Here is a 19,159-nt window from a genome sequence, read left to right on the forward strand (position 1 = left end):
GACACTTCAGCAGCGCCAACTGTTGGACCAGATGCTTTTCGTGTTGTAGCTATACCCCGAACCCTTGGCCAGAGAAATTCTGGATCCGGAGTAGTTCCGGCGTTCCCACAGATCAGCTGTGCATCTGACTGCGTTGTTGTAAGCCGAAGACACACATGTCGGCAAACCGCCAGGACAGGCAGGCGAGTGCAAGGTTGACCAGTCCGAGACCGGCCTCGGTTCTGTTATCAGGACCCGCTCCCCTTTGAAATTGGTCGCCGTCCAGAGACAGAGATTTCCCACGGGGCAGCTTGCTGCCGCGACGGCTTCCGTACTGGCCTCAGATGTCCCGGTCAGACCGCCCAGCGGCAGGAACACCCCCGCCGCAACGGCAAGTAGCCGCTTCGTCGCCTTCTTCAACTGGACCCCTCCTCCAAGCCGGCTCAAACGCACGGGGCGAGATCTGGTTCCGCGCCCCTCGTGCCTCAATCGGTCAACTGCCGCGCTTTCGTAACCGCGACTTCCCATACCTTGGTGAGTTGCCGGAGGCCCCGTTTGTCGGCGGCGGACAGAGATTCCGCGTACTGTTTTCTGAGCGACAGAACGGTGGCCGAGATGCGGATCCTCTGGGCACAGGTTCCGTCAGCCGTCGCCACGTCGATCTCCCGCTGCCGCATTGCCCGGGTCGCGCCGCGCTCGCCGTACTCGCCTTTGAGTTTCTGGTACGCGTCATCGGGGTCTTTGTAGGAATATCCCTTTCCGCCCATGCACTCCTTCCAGCTCCGCATGACAGCCGAATACCCCGGGTCTTCCATCACGCGGTCCGTGAGCGAGTTGTTGAGGGCCTGCGGGACATGCTCGGCGGCCGCCCATTCGTCCAGACTCCCATACAGTTTCTCGCGGCTCGCCGCCTCACACCCTTTTCCCGAGAAGGTAATCGCCTGACCATCCGGGAGCCGCATCTCGCGACGGTCAGAATTTCCGCCACGCAGTGCATACAGGTATTCCGCCGCCTCCGCTTCGGGTAACTGGGCCACATACGCATCATTCTCCAGCCCCGAGGCCGGGGGATCGCCCTCCTCTCCCATCTCCTCAGTCTCCGGTGAATCGGAGTACTGTACATAGAGGCCGTACCCCTGGCCACGTCGCTCATCCATGCCGATCAGCTGGTCCTCGTAGGACTCGGAGACCGCATCGGATTTCCCGGCCTTGTACGGGAACCCCTTGTCCGCCATGCACACTGTGATGAGTTCCGATTCCGCTCGAAAGAGCGCACGCTCACCTTGGATAAAGGAGCCGGACCGGGTGAGCAGATCAAGCTCGGATTCAGTGAGGCCGGAGCCCTTTCCTTCATCGTCCGCGGCATCCGGCCCGGACACCCCGCACCCCGCGAGAGCAAGGAATCCCACTACCACGCAGGAGAGCAAACTGCCGCCACTCGGTCTCTGGCCGCGTGCCATCTGAGCGCCCCTCGGTGAATGGTCGGGTTGGCCATGCGGGTGCGCATGGCTGGTGTCCGTGAATCGGCGAGTCACGGACACCAGCCAGTCGCGATCGGCCCGATCAACAGCGCCAACTGTTGGACGATATGGCGTTGTTCATCGTGGAACTCAGATACGTCTGACCTGAACCCCTTCCGAGAGTAAGACTGGCCCCGCCGTAGCTCCGGCCGGTCCACAGCACAGCGCTACAGCTGGTCCCGTTGTTGTAGACCGAAGAGGCGCAGTTCTCCCAGTCGTCTCCCGGACAGCTACTGTGCGGGAAAACAGCCCAGTTCGAGTTGGTCCCGGACAGACGTCCGGGACCGTCCGAGTAACCGGTGTAGTTCCAGAAACAGACGTTCGTCGCCGTGCACCCGGGCGGTGCCGCGGCGACGGCCTTTGCGCTGACGGGTGCCGCAGTCGAGACGTATCCACTGCTGTTTCCCGAATCGCTCGCTGAACTGGCCGTAGCCGTACCGGCCAGACCACCCAGCGGCAGAACCACCACCGCCGCGATGGCGAATAACCGCTTCGTCGCCTTCTTCAACTGATCTTCCCCTCCAGGTTGGCTGATACTCATGCAGGCCGAATCGGGCCACAATGCGCATCAGGGGCTCGATCTGTACGCTCCACCATTGCGCAGAAGTTCTCACAGAGCAATGCTGTTGCGGCTGACCGCAAAAGCTCAGCTCATCGGGGGAGAACGAGATGCTCCGCATCCACTTCAGTGACGCCGACCTGGCCAGAACCCGGTTATCCGCCGCGCCGGACCCGTTATGGGAGATCGCCGCCAGCCTGCACCGTTTGCAGACACGACAGGGCCGCTGGGCCTATGCCGGGTGGTATCGCACCGTCCGCCACCGACTGCGGGAGAAAGGGCTTGAGCAGGCCCTTCGTACCATACTGCTACCGCTGTTTCCGAGAGCCGCCTATTTTCCGGACTTCCTGACTCCGGTCCAGACGGCTGACGGGCTCGACGCCGGACTGAAGGCCATCCTGGCCACGCCACCACGCCGGGTCCTGGAGGAAATGGCCATCCTCGACCGCGTCGTCGGAGCCCCTTCATGGGCACCACGCTTAGCCGAGTCACGGACTCGCAAAGAACTCGTGCGGATACTGCGCGCCTATCACGAGGCCGCCATCGCCCCGTACGGCGACCAGATGCAGGCCTGCGTCGAGACCGAGCGTGCCACGCGTTGCCGTGGGCTTCTGGACGGGGGTGTCGAGGGCATGCTGGCCGGCCTCAGCCCCACGATGCGCTGGCACCGTCCCGTCCTGCACGTCGACTACCACCCCGCCGTGGACCGGGATCTACGCCTGGACGGTCGGGGGGTGCTCTTCATCCCGTCGTACTTCTGCTGGCAGCGCCCCGTCAGCCTCGCCAACCCCGAGCTCCCGCCGGTCCTGACGTACCCGTTGCTCCATGAGCCGACCGCCCCGCCACCGGACATCCGGGGCCCCCTGGACGACTCCCCCGCAGCCTCCCTGACCGCTCTGCTCGGGCGGACCCGGGCCACCGCCCTGTGTGTCTCGGCGTCCGGGGCCACGACCGGGGAGATCGCGCGGGCTGCGGGGGTGTCCGCGTCATCGGCCAGCAGACACGCCACCGCCCTGCGGGACGCGGGGCTGATCACCAGTAGTCGGCATGCGACGACAGTGCTCCACACCCTCACCCCGGTCGGAGCGTCCGTGCTCCGTGCCTGTACGCGAGTGGCGCCAACGGCTAGCGACGCTTGACGCCCCACTGCAGGACGACGACGCCGCCGCTGACGTTGCGCCAGGCGACCTCGGCCCAGGCTGCCCGCTGCAGGCGGCGGGCGAGGGCGCGCGGATCGGGCCAGGCACGGAGGGACTCGGCGACATGGACATACGCGCCCAGACTGGACGATACGGCGGTGGCAACCAGCGGCAGGGCGCGCTCCAGGTACTCGGTGCGGACCAGACTGTGCGGAGACACGGTGCCATGCCGGGTCGGCACCGCCTCCGGCGTCCAGCACTCCATGCTCGCCATCCCCCACCTGCACAGCCTCAACCTCACAGGGCACTAGTCACCGAACAAGCAATCGACTTCGACCGGCACAGTCCGCTGTCCCCCGACGACCGCGGCCACGCGCCGCAGGCACTGAACCAACGCCACGCGAAGGGAAGCAGCACCTGATGTCGCACAACGCCGAACACGCACGGCACCCCCGGGCCGGAAGCCCGGACCCCGCGATGCAGCGCGCCCCGCAGGCACCCCGCACCGAACCCGCGCACGCCTCTCGTGAGCCCGGCACCAACGCCGACGGCCCCGATCGCAAGGCGGGCCCGGAGCTGGTCCCGCAGGGTGAACGGGACAAGCTCACCCTCCGCCTCCAACAGGCTCTGAGCACCTTCGTCGACAGTCCGCGCCAGGCGGTCGAAGAGGGGTCACCGTCTTCGACGACGTCGCCACCCAGTTCACCGACACCCTCACAGAACGACGGCGCGTCCTGCGCGCAAGCTGGCAGGACCAGGACACCGGTGCGCAGACCGAGGAACTACGGATCGCGCTCAGGCAGTACCGGGAGATCACCGAACGGCTGCTGCACATGTCAGCGCCGGCCGGTCGGTGACACCGTCCTCCCCGCAGGAAGCACAGCCGCCGCAGGAAGCCGGTGCGTACACCACACCGGTCGGACTGCGGCGGCTGTGTTCTGGAATCAGGGGGATCCAACCGGTCGCTCGCATCGCAGTCACGCGCACGACTGCCGCGCCAGAAGGCGCACCGGTTGGGGCGGGCAGCTGCGGTCAACGGACATGTCTCACCAACACCCCCGTCACGAAGCCGAGTTCACTTCCCATTACGCCAGACAGGTGGACTCCGGCAGACGGTCGCGCACGGCCGCAGCAGGCCAGTACAGGATGCGCTCACAGAATCTGATCTTGGCAGGCTGCCGACCGGCCCCGCTCCATAACGGTGAACCCGAGGAACCTCAAGGATCACTCCAACCCTGCCCCGGACACCGTGAACGCTGGTCCTGTGGACGTGCGCGTAATTCCCCGGCCTGAAGTTCACGATCTTGCCCCGGGGTACTGCCGACCACATGTGGCATGTGGAGTGGCGGTCCGCCCTCTACCGCCACACGTCAGTGGACCGGGCGTCGGCGCGAGCGCGATACCGAGCGCACGAGCAGGTACAGCACGGCGGCAACGAGGAGCAGCACGCCGGTGGAGAGCAGGTACAGCATGCCGTCCACGACAGTGCCGATGATGATCAGCGCGATGGCAGTGCTGAGAAGAACCGGAAGGGGACCATGGCGCTGCGTCTCATGGGCCTACCAGTAGTGCCGACGTCCGCCGACCGCGTGCCCGACCGCTCCCAGGATCCACAGAATGACTCCGATGACGATCAGAATGATCCCGATGGTCCACAAGATGGCGATGCTGGCCATGTAACCGATGATGAGCAGGATGACCCCGAGAATGATCATGGCGTCCTCCGTTCTCGCACCTACCTCAACTTCAGGGTAGACCCAACCTGTGGCGGTGGCCTGCCGGGCAGAACGGCTCCACCGTGGGGAGAGGAAGTAGATCCCAGGAGCGCGCCATGATCAGCCTCGGACTCGTCATCCTCGTCGCCGCGGTGGTCATCGGTGTCGCCGGAGTTCTCTCCAACAGCGGCAGCGCACACGAATTCACCGGCGGATTCTCCGTCTTCGGTGTCGACGTCACCGGTTCCACCGGCACCCTCTTCCTCTGCGGCATCGTCGTCGGGGCGGCGGCGCTGCTCGGGCTGAGCCTGATCCTGGCCGGTACACGCCGCACCACTCGCCGCCGCACCGCACATCGCGGGCTCAAACCGTCCCGGCGCGGGTCTGCCGCAGCCGAACAGGAACGCGGTGGCCTGACCAACGAACGCGACACCTCCCGCGCGCAGGCGGCGCAGACGGCGCAGGCGGAGAGGAAGGACGCAGGCCCCGCCGACCTGGTCGAACGCCCCGCCACAAGCAGCACCGGTTCCACCGCCGAGCCGCTCCCCGCTGACGATCCCGCAGACGGCCTCGACACGGACCTCGGCCGACCTGCCGGGCACGGTGACGGCGGGTACGCAGAGAGTGAGCGCTCCTCATGGAATGGCTGAGAAGGCTGCCTGTGATCGGAAAGCTGATGCGTACGCACGCCTGGCGGGCGTACGAGCGGCTGGATGCCGTCCGCTGGGCCCGGCTCGCCGCCGCCATCACCTTCACCAGTTTCGTCGCGCTCTTTCCGCTGATCACCGTGGGCGCCGCGATCGGCGCCAAGCTGCTGAGCGACGGCCAGCTCGGGAAACTCCAGGACAAAATCGCCGACCAGGCACCAGGCCTTTCCGACCTGCTGGACCTGGACAGTCTCGTCGCGCATGCCGGATCCGTCGGTCTGATCGCGGGCGCGCTGCTGCTCATGATCGGCATCAACTGGGTCGGCGTCCTGCGCGGGTGCCTGCGCGCGGTGTGGGAGAGGGAGCAGGACCCGGGCAATCCGTTCGTGCTCAAGCTCAAGGACTCCGTGGTGCTGGTCGGCCTCGGCGCGGTCGGACTGGTCGCGATCGGCAGTTCGGTGTTCGCGACCAGTGCCGTCGGCTGGGCCGCCGACAAGGTCGGGATCGAGAACGGGGCGGGACGGGCCCTGCTGTTCTTCGCCGGCCTGGCCATCGCCCTGGTCGTCGACTTCCTGCTGCTGGTCTACCTGCTCACCCGGCTGCCACGGGTACATCCCGGCCGACGTGCGGTCGTGGTCGCCGGGCTGATCGGTGCGGCGGGCTTCGAACTGCTCAAGTGGTTGCTGACCGGCTACCTGCAGGGCGTTGCCGCGAAGAGCATGTACGGCGCCTTCGCCGTACCGGTCGCCGTCGTGCTGTGGATCAACCTCATGGCCAGGCTGCTGCTGTACTGCGCCGCGTGGACAGCGACAGCAACGGGAACAGCGGTGCGGTCCGACGAGACAGCCGAGGGCGAGGGCCCGGAGCCAGCGGGGATCAGCCCCGCAGCCGAGGCCGCATCACAGAGGGCGTCAGCCGGCAGCCGCGCACCAGCGGCTCCGCGCCTTCAGAAGCACGGCCCGTGATCTGAGCGTGGTTCTTCGTGCTCGGGCAGCTGCGTGCGGTTACCGCCTCGGCGACGGTGTCAGGCGACCAGGCCGGGGAGGGCTTCGGAGCCGTCGATGAAGGACAGGGCCACGTCGGACAGGCGCCAGTTGGGGAACATGACGGGTAGACGGTGAGCTGCGGGAGGGGCATGACGCCTCGGTTCGGAAGACCATCCGGAAGCGCACGCGGTGGCGCCGGGAGTCCGGGACGTCCGTACAGCAGCGTAGCCCTCGCGGTGCGGCAGGCGGTCCGAAGCCGCCAGTCTCAGAATGCGGACGGTTTCAAAGCGTGGCGGCGCGCGCATATCCGGTGCCCTGTACGGTACTTGGGCCCACAACGCGAAAGCCGTGGCCCACAGCCGCTCGGGCACTCCGGCCCTGTCGGCGATCCTGGATGCTACTGGTGATCTTCACTGCAGTGCGTGGACCGCGGCTGAGAACACCGGGGGCATCCGGGACGCTGCGGGAACAATGAGGCGGGCGGTGCCAGGACGGCGGCTCGCGGCCAGCAGGGCCCCGGTCAGCAGCCTGTGGCGCCGGGTCAGCCGGGCCCAGGCGCTCTCGTACTCCTCCGGTCGCCCGGCGGCCAGGCAGCGGACGGCTGCCCCGGACGGCGCCCGGCTGCTACTGCCGGTGCCGCTGGTGGCCGCGTCCGCGGTACTGGCGCTGGGGCCCGCCGGACCACCCGGCAGGTGGGGAGTGGCGGCGCTCGCGGTGGCCGTCCTGGTCGCGGTGGCGGGGACGGTGCTAGGACGCCGCTGGGAGCGGGCGGCGTTCGCCGCAGCGGTCGCCGTGGCGGTGGTGGACGTGGCACTGCTGCTGCGCGGCACCGGAATCGCCTGACCCTGCCGCCTCGCCGACCGGCTCACACCGCACACACCCACAAGCGGAAGCGGGAGTCCCCCGACCCCTGCCGCGGCTGCCATCAGCTCGCAAGTTCTGTCCGACATCAACAACCTGAGCACGCCTGGCACATGCCGCTCGCCCGACCGCCGTACACACCGCCTGCCGCACCACTGGTGCACTGACGCGCTCCCCTCGCGCACCCACAAGCAGCCGGAACTGACCAGGCATCAGCCAATCCACGAAAACAGCAAGTCAGGGCACATAAGCACAATCAATCCTATGGATCACCCTCGCCACTGAACCTCTGACCTACGCATCACGTTACGTAGGTCGAATATTGCGCCTCCGCCGGACGAGGCAACACGAACAACAAGAAACCCCAGGTCAGAGACCCGACCTGGGGTTCAAAAAGAGCCGCCTTCGGGATTCGAACCCGAGACCTACGCATTACGAGGGCTTGCAAGATCATGCCAGTGGGTGCCATCACCTGACACGAGATCCTGTTTCGCTTGGTCAGAGACGTGTGACCAAGATCCCGCATGACGCCCAGTCCACCGTGTGCCGCACTGTCCGCTCACGCAATGCTCACGCGCTCGCCGACAGCTCCAGCTCGTGTGCTGGAATGCGGTGAACCCGACGAGGGCTACAGGGCTACCCGAGGATGTCCGCCCGCGGGCGTGCTCAGCCCAGGTGGCGGTGGAGGAAGTCCGCGGTCGTCTGTACGGCCTGCCCTACATGGAGTTCCGCGTCGTACAGGTCGATGTGCTGCTTGCAGTCGAGCCAGCGGATCTCCTTCGGCCCGGTGGCGCGTTCGTACATCACGCGGGCAAGGTCCGGCGAGCAGTAGTCGTCCGTCTCACCGTGCACGATCAGCAGCGGGGTGGCGCCCAGCAGATCGGCGGCGCCCAGCGCGTCGAAGGTCATCAGCGAGTGCAGCGAACCCCGGGTGACCTCGTTGGCCCAGGACGGTGCGGCGCCGCGTTCGGTGCCGTAGTACGCGTACGGCTCCTCGCCGGACATCGCCGCCTCGGCGCCGTCGGGGGCGACCGCGGGAAGCGATTCGTCGTAGCGGTCCAGGAACGAGGCCAGGGCTGTGCGGTAGCTGTCGATGCCCATCCCCTGAGCGAACCGTGCCGGGCTGTTGTAGGCCCCCGCGATCCCGGCCACCGCCCGCACCCTGGGGTCCGTGGCCGCCGCCTTGACCGCGTAGCCGCCGCCCAGGCAGATGCCGACCAGGCCGATGCGGTCCTCGGCCACCTCCGCACGGGCGGCCAGCGCGGCGACGGCGGCCCGCAGATCCGCCAGTTTGCCCTGGCTGTCCTCGTGGCCGCGCCTGCCCTGGCTCGCACCGAAGCCGCGGTGGTCGAAGGCGAGGGTGACGAATCCGGCCTGCGTGAGCCGTTCCGCGTAGGCGCCGGTGACCTGCTCCTTCACCCCGGTGAACGGACCGGTCAGCGCCACCGCCGGGAACGGCCCCGGCCCGTCGGGCAACCGCAGCTGCCCGACCAGTACCAGCCCGTCGCCCGGTCCGTCCACCGTGAGGGTGATCCGCTCCACGACTGTCATTTTTCCGCCCCTTCGGCCAGCTCCCGGGCGACCGCGTCAGCGCCGAGGCCCACCATCCAGGACAGCGCCGCCTGCGGCAAGAACGCCTCCATCAGACCGGTCAGCTCGGCCTTCTGAGCATCCGTCAACGAAGGGCGGCCGTCGGCGATGCGGAGCACCGCCTGGCGGAACATCAGCAGATACCGGCGCTGCGCGGACAGCAGCCCGGTGTCGCCGGGGGCGCCGTGCCCGGGGTGGAGCCGCACCGCGGCCAGCTCCTGCTCCAGCCGGTCCAGCAGCGCCAGCCACGCGCCGGTATGGCCGTCCGCGGTGTAGGGGTGCATCAGGTCACCGAAGGCGAGATCGCCGATGAACGCCGCCCTCTCGGTGCCGGCCTCGACCAGAAGGTAGGAGTCGGCGTGACTCTCCCCCACGCCCAGCTCGTGCAGGGTGATCCGCAGCCCGCCCAGCTCCACGGTGGCCCCGTCGTCCAGGGTCCGCTCCGGTACCCGGTGGCGGTCCGGCCACTCGTCGCCGTACACCGGCTGCCACTGCTCCCGCTTGGGTTCGGCGATCTCCGCGATGGTCTTGGCCACCGACGCGCTCGCGTACACCGGTACGTCGTCGCCGACCGCGTACGGCAGCCCGTTGAAGTGGTCGGGGTGGGCGTGGGTGACGAAGGCCGCGAGGACCGGGCCGCTCAGCGCGGCGGCGTGCTCGGCGATGGTGCGGCCGTCGGTGACCCGCAGCCCGGCGTCGATCAGTACCACGCCGTGCGGGGTCTGCAGCAGATGGGCGTTGGCGAAGATGCCGGACTCGTCCGCAGTATGGGTGTGGATGGCAAGATCGGTCATGAGCCCGACGCTAGAGGCGTGCAACGCCTCCGGGACAGAAGGCACTTGGAAGTGCCCTTCCACGGAAGGAACCGTCACCGTCATGGCGCTGGTCATCCCCGACATACTCGAACCCGCTTGCGCGACACGGCAGGCACTGGAGCGACTCGGCAGCAAGTGGCGCGTCCTGCTGGTCTACGCACTGCTCGCCGGCCCGCAGCGCCACGCCCAACTGCGCCGTCGGCTGCCGGGAATCACCCAGAAAATGCTCACCGAGACGCTGCGCGGCATGGCCGAGGACGGGCTGGTGGAGCGACGCGTCCTCAAACAGGACCCGCCCGCACACGTGGAGTACGCCCTCACAGAACTCGGCAAGACCCTCCGGGAACCCCTGGCCGCGATCTGCGACTGGGCCACCACCCACCCCACGCGCCCCGCGCCACCGGCATGAACCCTGCCTCACAGGCAGCAGCCGCCGATCCCCGGCCAGGTCGGCGACCGCACAGGTACACGCACGGTGGAAGACGGCGGTCCGGACGGTCCGGAAAAGGCCATGACCGCGTGTTCCCGGTGGCCAGGAGGCGGGCTCGTATCCGGAGCCCGCGGTGAGCGCGGTGTTCTCGTTCCCCCATCGGCGTGCACAGCCTCCGCAGCTTCCGGTCGGCAGCAGCGCCGGCGCGCGGTCCGCGCACTCGATGAGGTGCACGGTGCTGTGGTCGACGAGCTTGCCGGCGTGGGGTGTCGACCTCGGTCGGCTCAGGGACCCGCGCCTGCCAGGCATCCCGGGCCGGGCGCGGCAGGAACAAGTCGCCCCACACGCGTCAACTATCCACGCTCTCGGCCAGGAGGCCATCAGCCTCGCCGGGAATGTCCTCGACGGCAAGAGAGCCACGGCCCAGAAGACCCTGCAAGGCAAGCTCGTCACCAAGTCCACCGTCACGACGTACGCCCAGTACCTGATCGGGCTCGGCGGCTCCGCCGACGTACCGGCCGCACTTCACCAGGAGAGATGCCGGAATGCGGGCAGGCGGCGGCAACATTCCCGGCACCGCGGCGACTTCTGTGCAAACGGCCTGTCACCACGTTCCGTTCGCACAGGAGGGCTTCACAACCACATCCACGTCGATGCCGGTGGCCGGAGGGGAATCCGAGTCGAAGGCGCCCAGAACCACGTCCGCCACGCAGACCTCGACCTCGACGCGTCGGCCTCGGTCTCGGCCTCGGAAACCGCAACCGCAACCGCAACCGCCAAGGCTCGCCTTGCGGACTGCAGGAACACCACAACCCCACATCACGCCGACCGACCTCGCGCTTCCACGCAAGATATCCACGATGCTCGGGACCAACGAGAAGCTCCGACGACGTGACCCTGCACGCCTGTCCACCGGCTGTCCACCGGAGCCCCTGCAGGCGAGTCCGATCCAACGAACTGGTTCACCAAACTCGCAGGTCACAGCGCTGGAGTCCCTCGCGCGCGACAGGAAGTAGAACTGCGACCTACGCATTACGATGCACGTGCCACGAGCACCCGATTTACGGCGATTCCAAGGTCAACAGAAGCAAGAAACCCCAGGTCAGAGGTTCGACCTGGGGTTAACATCGGAGCCGCCTTCGGGATTCGAACCCGAGACCTACGCATTACGAGAACACCAGTGATCGTGACGCGGGGTGCCGCCCCGTACCACCGGTTCCGGTTTTGGCTGTTCAGAACACACACGGCGTTCCGACCCCTGCTATCGCGTCCATCTGGTCCAAAGGCGTCCGGCCTCCCCTTGGCCTCCCATCCATGTCACGTCCGCACATCCAGGGGCCGTCGAGTGGAGCCTTCGCTCGATTCTTGTCGACCAAGGTCGGACTGTAGGCGGTCAACAAAGCGCGACTCGGAGCCGGAGCTCCCGCGGAGCGGGCGCCGCCGGCGATGGCCGACTGAGACCATCCCGGCACCCTGGCCGACGTCCACACTCTCGTCCTCGCGCTCCAGGGGCCCGGCGGTCTTTCCGTCTGGAGTACAGCGGCGCAAGGGCCGGTTCCTCCGGCCCTTGCACGGGTCAGGGTCACGCCGTCTGCCGCGATGTCGGGAGCCTCGGGCAGTAGCCCTCCTCGGCCAGCCAGGCGCGGGCCCGGCCACGCTGTCGCTCATCGCCGAACCGGTGGTACCGGCGCCAGGCGCGCTCGTCACGGGCGAGGACGTCCTTGAAGCGCCGGAAGGCGCCGCGTCCGCGGACAGCGATCCGCAGCCGGTCCGCGAGGTCTGCGTCGCCGAGCCCGTCGATGAACAGCTCCATGTCCCGGTAGCCGGCCCGGGAACCCAGGGCCGGCACGTACAACCATCGATCGGGATCGTCCGCCTCCTCGGCCTCAAGCCCAGTCCCCAACTCGTCGGTGAACGCCGGCCAGCACTCCCCGGTGGACAGATCGATCCGGCCACCCGACTCAGCCGGATCGCCCTCCAGCAGCATGGCGAGCATCTCCAGATCGACCGCGAGCGGGCGCAGGAAGGGGATCGCCGCGTCTCCCGTGGCCGCGCGCAATTGGTCCGCCAGCTCCTCGTCGCCACGGAAGCCGCGCTCCCGGAGTGCGCCGAGAAACGCGGCCGCCATCTCTGCAGCCCCCGGCAGGCCCAGCGCCGCGGCCCCGGCCACACCATCGCCGACCAACTGCAGCACCTCACTCGCGGGACCACGACGCAACGCGGCAAGCAGCGCCACCCCGTCCTGAGCGTGGAGCGCGCCTCGTACGGCTCGCAGCCCTTCCTCGTCCCATCCCTCGGCCACGACCCCGACGCTAGCGCGCGCCACCGGGGACGTACGATGCCGGGTCCACCGGTCTCCCACCGCCCGACGCCGTGCCAGTGCCGGTCTCACCTGGCGCCTTCATGACCAGGCGGTCATGCCCTGGTCAGCGGTGCCGCTTACGGCCGCTCTTGCCTGCGGTGCGCCGACGCTTCCCGGCGCGGACGATGCGGGTGGCAGGAGTACGCAGTGCCCGGGCCGCCAGCTGTCCGAGCTCTTCGAGTCCGGCCCGGTCCGGGTGCGCGGAATCAAGTGCGGAGGCAACTGCGTCCCTGGCATCGGGGCCCTGGGCGCGCAGCACCTCCTTTGCGCGGTCCCCGCCGCCCGCCAGTTCCACGAGCTGGAGCAGGCTCTCGGCGAGCACCAGCAGATGCTCGGCATCGGTCATGTCCTCGGGGGACAGCAGCTCATGGTGCGCCAGCGCGGTCAGCACGAGCGGCGCCAGCACCGGGTCGCCGCGCAGCCCGTGCAGCAGCCGTTCGCCCTCGCCCTCCGGCAACCCCGTCAGCAGTACGGCGAGCATCGCCTGCGCACGCACCCGGAAGGGTATGGACCGTACTGCTTCGGTCAGTTGCCGCAGTGCGGCATCCCGCTCGCCGCGGGCCGCTATCCAGCCGGCCAGCTCCACGCGGGCGGCATCCGGGTCGTAGTCGTCGGCCAGCACACCCAGCAGGCCCGCCGCCGGGGCATGGGCCAGCTCGCCGACGAGCGGTGCGTCCCGGCCGACCGCCAGCAACCGCTGCCGTACCGCCCGGGTACCGAGCTCGGTGAGACGGATGAGCTCCACCGGTCCGGCGGTCAGCTCCTCACGCAGGCGGCGGTTTCGCTCCTGCGCCGCCGGGTCCGGCGCCGCCCCTGCGGCGCCCAGCAGCTCCGCGAGCTCCGGCGGCATGCCCTCGGGCAACTCGGGTTCAGCGGCGAGGTCGACATCGAGGAACACTGGATCGGCCATCCCCCGATCACGTTTGATCGCGCCCAGGTCCACCAGCCTGTCGAGCACCGTGCGCAGGTCCCGATCGGCGTGCTCGAACCACATCCGGTGCTGGATGTCCAATCCGCCGTCGAGTTGGAAGCGGGCCCGGTAGGCCAGGTGAACGGAGTCACGCAGCTGCGGCCAGGGCATCGGGTACGGCAGGCTGTAGAGCGTGTTCAGCACGTCCTCCAGCACATCCTCGTACGCATCGAAGAGCATCGACTCGACGTGCCAGCCGCTGCGCGCCCCGATCAGGGCCTGCCTCAGCTCGAAGCACGCCTCGAAAGCACGGAGCCACAGCTGAAGCGGGTCGGCCAGCACCGGCCGAGCCCTGGCCACCGCATACAACCGCCCCTTGACCACCCGGACCAGCCGCGCCTTCTTCGCCCACTCCACCAGCAACCCCAGCCGCGGCAGATCGGCCGAAGAGCGCACCCCCTCGGCCTTGTCGCCGGTACCCAGCACGTCCACCAGCTCACGGGCATCGGCCATCCGCAGCAGCCCAGCCGCCGTCACCGCACGGCCGTCGCGCCCCGCCCACTCGGCGAGCCCGCGCAGCTGCCCCACGATCGTCGACACCTCGGCCCGTCGGCGCAGCTCGTCGTCCGGGGGCAGCACCACGGGCAGCTGCGGCTCCGCCCGAGCCACACTGGACAGAGCACGGCCGGTCAACCGCCGTTCCATGATCGCATCAAGGGCCTGCTGGTCGTATCCGACCTCCCCGCGCTGAGCACGCTCCGCGAATCGCTGCAACGCCGCCCCGTCCAGCACGTCCACGCCCTGCTCGGCCGCTGTCATCGCCCAGAACTTCGCCAGTCCCCAGCGGGTACGGTCCGCCATCGCCGCCGGATACCGCTCCGCGACCACGTCGACCGCGGCGAGGGAGTCCTCAAGTGCAGGGCCGCGCGGGTCCGCCAACTGCGCGGCGTGCAGATAGCGCAACAGCGCACGCAGCGTACCCGGGGCGTCGGCACGTTCCTCCTCGGGAAGTTCGGTGACCTGCTCCGGCAACCAGGAGAGCAGCAGCTCCTCCACATGCCTCGGCTCCCACAACCCCAGCCGACCGTCCGCAGTCGCCCGGTGCCGGTAATCCAGCGCTGTCTCGGCCACGAACCCGTCCACCAGAAGACCTTGCTCCCCGGCCCACCGGACCAGGCGGGCGACCAACAGCCCGCAAGCCGCCTCGAACTCCTCCTCGGCCCCGGCTTCGAACCGCATCCGCATGAACTTCGCCCAACCTGTCCGCAGCTTTGATGCTTTCCTTGCCGCGCCACGCTACCGCCGAACCGCGACGCGCAGCGCAGCCGAGGACGAGCGGCCCTCTACCCTATGCGCAGCATGTAGTGGTAGTCACCCTCGCCGACCGCGGCTTCGAGCGTCCGGACGACGGACGGGCATCGTCGTACGGACCCGCGACATAGAACGGCACGTCCTCCTGGCCGAACTCGATCGGCACCGTCGCGATCCACGCCCCCAGGTCGATCCCCTGATCAGCGAACACCAGAAACGATATCTCTTCAGTGATGCATGAGGTATCATTTTCGATGGAACCGTTGCCTGAAAGGAGTTCTCACATGGCTCGAACTGTCATCGACCTCGATGACGAAATGGTCACCGAGGCTATGCGCATCTACGGCGCCAAGACCAAAGCGAAGGCCGTGCGCATGGCTATGGAGGATGCCGTCAAGCGTCACTTGCGCCAGGAGTTCGCGGACGCGGTCAAGAGTGGCGACCTCGACCTGAGTGAGATCGTCGAGAGCACCGGCCCCCGCAACGCCGACGGGACTCTCCAGCGCTCCGCGCAGGGCGCTGCGTGACCGACTACCTCGCGGACAAGTCGGCGCTCGCGCGCTGGGGTCACCCTTCCGTCGCCCCCGTCCTTGACGACCTCAGCGACCGGGGCGTCCTGGCGACCTGCGCGGCGGTGGAGTGGGAGATGGTCTACAGCGCCCGGAACAAGCCGGACATGGCCCGCATTCGCTTCCTGTTGCGCGGTTTCAACTTTCTGCACTGCGGTGACGAGGTGTTCGACCGCGTGCTCGACGTTCAAGGCACCGCCCTGGAGCGCGGTTTCCACCGCGCCCTGTCCATGGCGGATCTCCTCATCGCCGCCACCGCTGAACGCCACCGCGCGACCGTGCTCCACTACGACGGCGACTTCGACATGATCGCCTCGATCACCGGACAGCCTACGCAGTGGGTCGTACCACCCGGGACCGCGGACCGGTAGCCCGACCGCGGTGAGGGGCCTCGCGTTTCCCAGACAGGGATCCGACGGCCCGTTCATGCCGCGAGTCTCAGATCCCTGCACCCGACGTGGACCTCGCGAGCAGGGCTCGAGCGTTCCGACGGTGACGAGATGTGACGCTCGCGCTGTGGTATCGGCAGCGCAATGATCGGGCCGCACGGCTGCGGTAGTCGCGCCCCAGGTCGTGGTCGTGTTGGTGAAGCTGCCCGCGGCGCGGGGTGGGCACGCGGACGGCCCACTACCGCGTGAGGTGTTGGATCAGGTGACGGAGGCGCCCTGTTGCCTCGGGGGAGCGCGTGCACGTGAGCCCTGCGCCCTGTGGATTTGACCGCACCTCGGAGCCAGGCGTCTCTCCTGGCCCGGAGACCCCGGCAGCACACGCCGTCTCCGGTCTCTCCGAGCACTACGATCGGGCCGAGGGTGGCACACCGGACGGGGCGGGAGATCACGCGTGGCGGGGTATGCGAGGGAACGGCTGGCTGAGCTGCTCGGTGGGTTGAAGTCGACAAGGGCCTTCAGCGCCCAGCTCGAGGCACCCGCGCACGGTCTCGGGCTCGAGGTGGCCGGTGTCGGGCCGGTGAGTCTTCCGCTGCGCGCACCCCAGGCGAAGAAGCTGATCGCGGTGGCGCGCCCGGCGTTGTTCGGCCGGGGCGAGGAAACGCTGAGCGACACCAGCGTCCGCGACACCTGGCAGATCTCGCCGGATCAGATCACCCTGGCCAACCCCTCCTGGCCGACGCTGCTGAGTGGCGCGCTGGAGCATTTCCGGGACGCGCTCGGGCTCCCGGCGACGGCCCGACTGCGGGCCGAGCCGCACGCGCTGCTGGTGTACGGCAAGGGCCAGTTCTTCCTCCCCATCAGGATTCGGAGAAGGACGACGCCATGGTGGGCACACTGGTGCTCTCCCTACCCTCGGCGCACACCGGCGGAGAACTGGTCATCGAGCATGCAGGGCAGCGCAGCACCTACCGTGCCTCGAAGACGGAGCTGGCCCTCGTCGCCTTCTATGCCGACTGCCGGCACGAGGTCACCCCGGTCCGATCCGGGTACCGTGTGACCCTCACCTTCAACCTGCTTGCCAAGCCCGGTGCTTCGACGCCGGATGCCGGTCCGTTCACCGACCTGGCGCACTGCCTGGACCAGCACTTCAGCACCCCCGCCAGGCAGCGCTACGCGACGCGGGACCTCGACCCGCCGAACCGGCTGGTGTATCTGCTCGACCACGAGTACACCCAGCGGGGCCTGAGCTGGGAGCGCCTCAAGGGCGCCGACGCCGAGCGCGCCGCGCTGCTGCGCGCCGCCGCCGGGCAGGCCCGCTGCGAATCGGTGCTCGCCCTCGCCGAGGTCAAGCAGACCTGGGACGCCTACCCCACCGAGGACGCCCCCTGGGACGACTACTACGGATACGACGAAGAGGACGAAAACGAGGACGGCACCCCCGCAACCGACGACGACTACGTCGTTCAGGACCTGATCGACGACGAAATCACCCTCGACTGGTGGACCGGCCCGGACGGCACCGGCGGCGAGCCGATCTCGTTGTACGTCCACGACTACGAGTCCTGTACCAGCACCCCGAGCACGGACCTCACACCCTATGAGTCCCAGTACGAGGGCTACATGGGCAACTACGGCAACACGCTGGACCGGTGGTACAGGAGGGCCGCGGTTGTCGTGTGGCCGCGCGAGCGGGCGTTCGCGGCGCGCGGCGAGGCCGGAACGCGATGGGCCCTGGAGGAACTGCGCGACCGCATTGAGCAGGGAGACCTGGACGGGGCACGCACAGCCACACAGTCCCTCGCCCCGTTCTGGAAGCACACCGAAGCCCAACCCGAGCTGCTGGACTGCGCGTTGCACGTGGCCGCGGGCCTGGGTGTGGCCGAGACCGCGGCGATGCTGCTGGAGCCGTTCGGGGTGAGCGCGCTGGGGCCGGAACACGCCGACGGGCTGGCTGCGGCTGCCGAGCGGTACGGCACCGCGTGGCTGCGCCAGGTCGTCGACGGCTGGTTTGGCCCGCAGTACCGCTACGAACCACACCGGTACGAGTGGACCGAGAGCCTGCCGGACCTGTGCACGGCGCTGCGCTCCTCCGACCCGGATACAGCGGTGGCACGGCTGCTGCTCACCGGGGCCTGGACCGCGGTGGCCGGCGACCTGCGGCTGTGGTCCACGAACAGGCCGGCCGAGATCCGCCGCTCCCAGCTGGAGGAGCTGGGCCTGCCGCTGCAACGCATCCTGCAGGCGGCCGACCAGGAGCAGCGGGCCGAGATCCTGGCAGCGCTGCGCGCCCAGACGGACACGGTGCTGGGATGCCTGATGCCGATGCTGCGCCATTCGGCGCAGGCGCTGCCGACGGACGCCCGACGCGCGGCGGGGCTCGACGCGGTCGCGCGCGACTGCGCGGACCGGCTCCGCGCGATCGCCGCACGACAGCCGCGCGCCGCGGACGACTGGTCGATCGCCTGGACCGGTTGCGGCTGCGAACTGTGCGTGACCTTGGAGACGTTCGTTGGTTCCCGCTCGCGGCGAGTCCTCGAATGGCCGCTGGCGAAGGACGGGCGTCGGCACGTGCACACCAAGATCGACTCAGCCGAACTCCCGGTGCACCACCAGACCAGACGGCAGGGACGCCCGTACACCCTCGTGCTGACCAAGACCGAGCAGCTGTTCACCCGCGAGCGGACCGCCCGCCGCCAGGCCGAAGCCGACCTGACATGGCTGACCTCGACCTGGAACGCCTAGCCCGCTGGGCCGTGTTGAGCCCGTGAGACGTTGTTGGCGAATGCGATGAACCGTCGGCCGTGGTTTGAAGTGAGATAGACGTCTGGTCAGCCTCTGCAATACCCAGCGGAACAAGGGCCGATTCCTCCGGCCGTGCGGGACAGGATCACGCCGTCTGCCGCAGCGCCGGAAGCCTCGGGCAATAACCCTCCTCGGCCAGCCAGGCGCGGGCCCGGCCACCTCGACCTGGGAGAGCGACTTCCAGGGGCGCTGAAGCTTGATCAACTCGGTTTTGTACAGGCCGGTCGTTGATTCCATCAGGGCGTTGTCGTATGCATCTCCGACTGATCCGATACTCGCCGCGATACCGTCCGCGTCGCGGTGTTCGGCGAGCTTGAATCCACCGAGTACACCTTGAAACGATCCGGTAACGCGTGCCGCCGGTGGGGCGGGGGGGGCCGTCGTCGACACGGGTGGGCCCGTGCTTCGACTGTGAGGATGCTCAGGTGCCGCTCCGGGCGGTGGCCTGACCCGTGCTTCGACTGGCGTTGCTGCCTTGGCGTTGATCTGTCGGCCACTGCTGGAGCAGTACTCGCTGCCGCCGGGCAGGGGACGTGTCCCGATAGGGGCCTTCGCGACAGGCACCGTCACAGTCT

General features: G+C 68.5%; 17 protein-coding genes and 2 pseudogenes. 9 read left to right on the forward strand and 10 right to left on the reverse strand.

Going from position 1 to position 19,159, the window contains the following annotated elements; translation table 11 throughout:
• Positions 1 to 6: 6 nt before the first annotated feature.
• The 3 genes and pseudogenes from ACWD3C_RS24880 to ACWD3C_RS24890 all read right to left on the reverse strand — a co-directional run.
• Positions 7 to 507, reverse strand: a complete 501-nt coding sequence (locus ACWD3C_RS24880; protein WP_451147442.1) for a peptidase inhibitor family I36 protein — start codon at positions 505 to 507, stop codon at positions 7 to 9.
• The gene (locus tag ACWD3C_RS24885) at positions 465 to 1,439 is read right to left on the reverse strand and encodes a hypothetical protein (protein ID WP_451147444.1); all 975 of its coding nucleotides are present in this window, start codon (positions 1,437 to 1,439) and stop codon (positions 465 to 467) included. Before ACWD3C_RS24885 ends, ACWD3C_RS24880 begins: the two co-directional genes overlap by 43 nt.
• Positions 1,440 to 1,542: 103 nt before the next feature.
• Positions 1,543 to 1,791, reverse strand: a pseudogene (locus ACWD3C_RS24890) (peptidase inhibitor family I36 protein); the annotation flags it as partial.
• Positions 1,792 to 1,828: 37 nt separating this feature from the next.
• Between ACWD3C_RS24890 and ACWD3C_RS24895 the strand changes: the two are divergent.
• Positions 1,829 to 2,011, forward strand: a complete 183-nt coding sequence (locus ACWD3C_RS24895; RefSeq protein WP_451147487.1) for a hypothetical protein — start codon at positions 1,829 to 1,831, stop codon at positions 2,009 to 2,011.
• A 556-nt stretch (positions 2,012 to 2,567) separates the two neighbouring features.
• Positions 2,568 to 3,197, forward strand: coding sequence for a hypothetical protein (locus ACWD3C_RS24900; protein ID WP_451147446.1), 630 nt, complete (start codon positions 2,568 to 2,570; stop codon positions 3,195 to 3,197).
• On the opposite strand, the gene ACWD3C_RS24905 is transcribed toward ACWD3C_RS24900, so the two are convergent.
• The gene (locus ACWD3C_RS24905) at positions 3,184 to 3,471 is read right to left on the reverse strand and encodes a class I SAM-dependent methyltransferase (RefSeq protein WP_451147448.1); all 288 of its coding nucleotides are present in this window, start codon (positions 3,469 to 3,471) and stop codon (positions 3,184 to 3,186) included. The genes ACWD3C_RS24900 and ACWD3C_RS24905 overlap by 14 nt on opposite strands.
• Positions 3,472 to 4,756: 1,285 nt before the next feature.
• Entirely contained in the window at positions 4,757 to 4,912 is a 156-nt protein-coding gene (locus tag ACWD3C_RS24910; protein WP_451147450.1) for a DUF6131 family protein, read from the reverse strand.
• 116 nt (positions 4,913 to 5,028) lie between these two features.
• Between ACWD3C_RS24910 and ACWD3C_RS24915 the strand changes: the two genes are divergently transcribed.
• From ACWD3C_RS24915 to ACWD3C_RS24925, 3 genes are all read left to right on the forward strand, one after another.
• Positions 5,029 to 5,562, forward strand: a complete 534-nt coding sequence (locus tag ACWD3C_RS24915; protein ID WP_451147452.1) for a hypothetical protein — start codon at positions 5,029 to 5,031, stop codon at positions 5,560 to 5,562.
• Positions 5,550 to 6,524 (forward strand): YihY/virulence factor BrkB family protein, encoded by a 975-nt coding sequence (locus ACWD3C_RS24920; RefSeq protein ID WP_451147454.1) that lies wholly within the window; start codon positions 5,550 to 5,552, stop codon positions 6,522 to 6,524. Before ACWD3C_RS24915 ends, ACWD3C_RS24920 begins: the two co-directional genes overlap by 13 nt.
• 504 nt (positions 6,525 to 7,028) lie before the next feature.
• Entirely contained in the window at positions 7,029 to 7,388 is a 360-nt protein-coding gene (locus tag ACWD3C_RS24925; protein ID WP_451147456.1) for a hypothetical protein, read from the forward strand.
• 684 nt (positions 7,389 to 8,072) lie between these two features.
• Here the strand turns inward: ACWD3C_RS24925 and ACWD3C_RS24930 are convergent.
• Positions 8,073 to 8,957, reverse strand: a complete 885-nt coding sequence (locus ACWD3C_RS24930; protein WP_451147458.1) for an alpha/beta hydrolase — start codon at positions 8,955 to 8,957, stop codon at positions 8,073 to 8,075.
• Positions 8,954 to 9,790: an MBL fold metallo-hydrolase gene (locus tag ACWD3C_RS24935; RefSeq protein ID WP_451147460.1), complete on the reverse strand. Its 837-nt coding sequence runs from the start codon at positions 9,788 to 9,790 to the stop codon at positions 8,954 to 8,956. The genes ACWD3C_RS24930 and ACWD3C_RS24935 overlap by 4 nt, the downstream gene beginning before the upstream one ends.
• A gap of 82 nt (positions 9,791 to 9,872) precedes the next feature.
• Between ACWD3C_RS24935 and ACWD3C_RS24940 the strand changes: the two genes are divergently transcribed.
• A complete protein-coding gene (locus ACWD3C_RS24940) occupies positions 9,873 to 10,220 on the forward strand; it encodes a winged helix-turn-helix transcriptional regulator (RefSeq protein WP_451147462.1) in 348 nt (115 codons plus the stop codon).
• 1,603 nt (positions 10,221 to 11,823) lie between these two features.
• Here the strand turns inward: ACWD3C_RS24940 and ACWD3C_RS24945 are convergent.
• Both ACWD3C_RS24945 and ACWD3C_RS24950 read right to left on the reverse strand, forming a co-directional pair.
• On the reverse strand, positions 11,824 to 12,543 hold the full coding sequence (locus tag ACWD3C_RS24945) for a UPF0158 family protein (protein WP_451147464.1): 720 nt from the start codon (positions 12,541 to 12,543) through the stop codon (positions 11,824 to 11,826).
• Between the two features lie 124 nt (positions 12,544 to 12,667).
• Complete coding sequence (locus tag ACWD3C_RS24950) at positions 12,668 to 14,752, reverse strand: hypothetical protein (protein WP_451147466.1); 2,085 nt, start codon at positions 14,750 to 14,752, stop codon at positions 12,668 to 12,670.
• A gap of 356 nt (positions 14,753 to 15,108) precedes the next feature.
• Between ACWD3C_RS24950 and ACWD3C_RS24955 the strand changes: the two genes are divergently transcribed.
• From ACWD3C_RS24955 to ACWD3C_RS24965, 3 genes are all read left to right on the forward strand, one after another.
• Entirely contained in the window at positions 15,109 to 15,351 is a 243-nt protein-coding gene (locus ACWD3C_RS24955; RefSeq protein ID WP_451147468.1) for a type II toxin-antitoxin system VapB family antitoxin, read from the forward strand.
• The gene (locus ACWD3C_RS24960; protein WP_451147470.1) at positions 15,348 to 15,764 is read left to right on the forward strand and encodes a PIN domain-containing protein; all 417 of its coding nucleotides are present in this window, start codon (positions 15,348 to 15,350) and stop codon (positions 15,762 to 15,764) included. Before ACWD3C_RS24955 ends, ACWD3C_RS24960 begins: the two co-directional genes overlap by 4 nt.
• Before the next feature lie 900 nt (positions 15,765 to 16,664).
• Positions 16,665 to 18,524, forward strand: a complete 1,860-nt coding sequence (locus ACWD3C_RS24965) for a 2OG-Fe(II) oxygenase (protein ID WP_451147472.1) — start codon at positions 16,665 to 16,667, stop codon at positions 18,522 to 18,524.
• 219 nt (positions 18,525 to 18,743) lie between these two features.
• On the opposite strand, the pseudogene ACWD3C_RS24970 reads toward ACWD3C_RS24965, so the two are convergent.
• A pseudogene (locus tag ACWD3C_RS24970) lies at positions 18,744 to 18,872 on the reverse strand (IS3 family transposase); the annotation flags it as partial.
• Positions 18,873 to 19,159 lie beyond the last annotated feature (287 nt).

It is taken from the genome of Streptomyces sp. NPDC002845 (assembly GCF_053591955.1).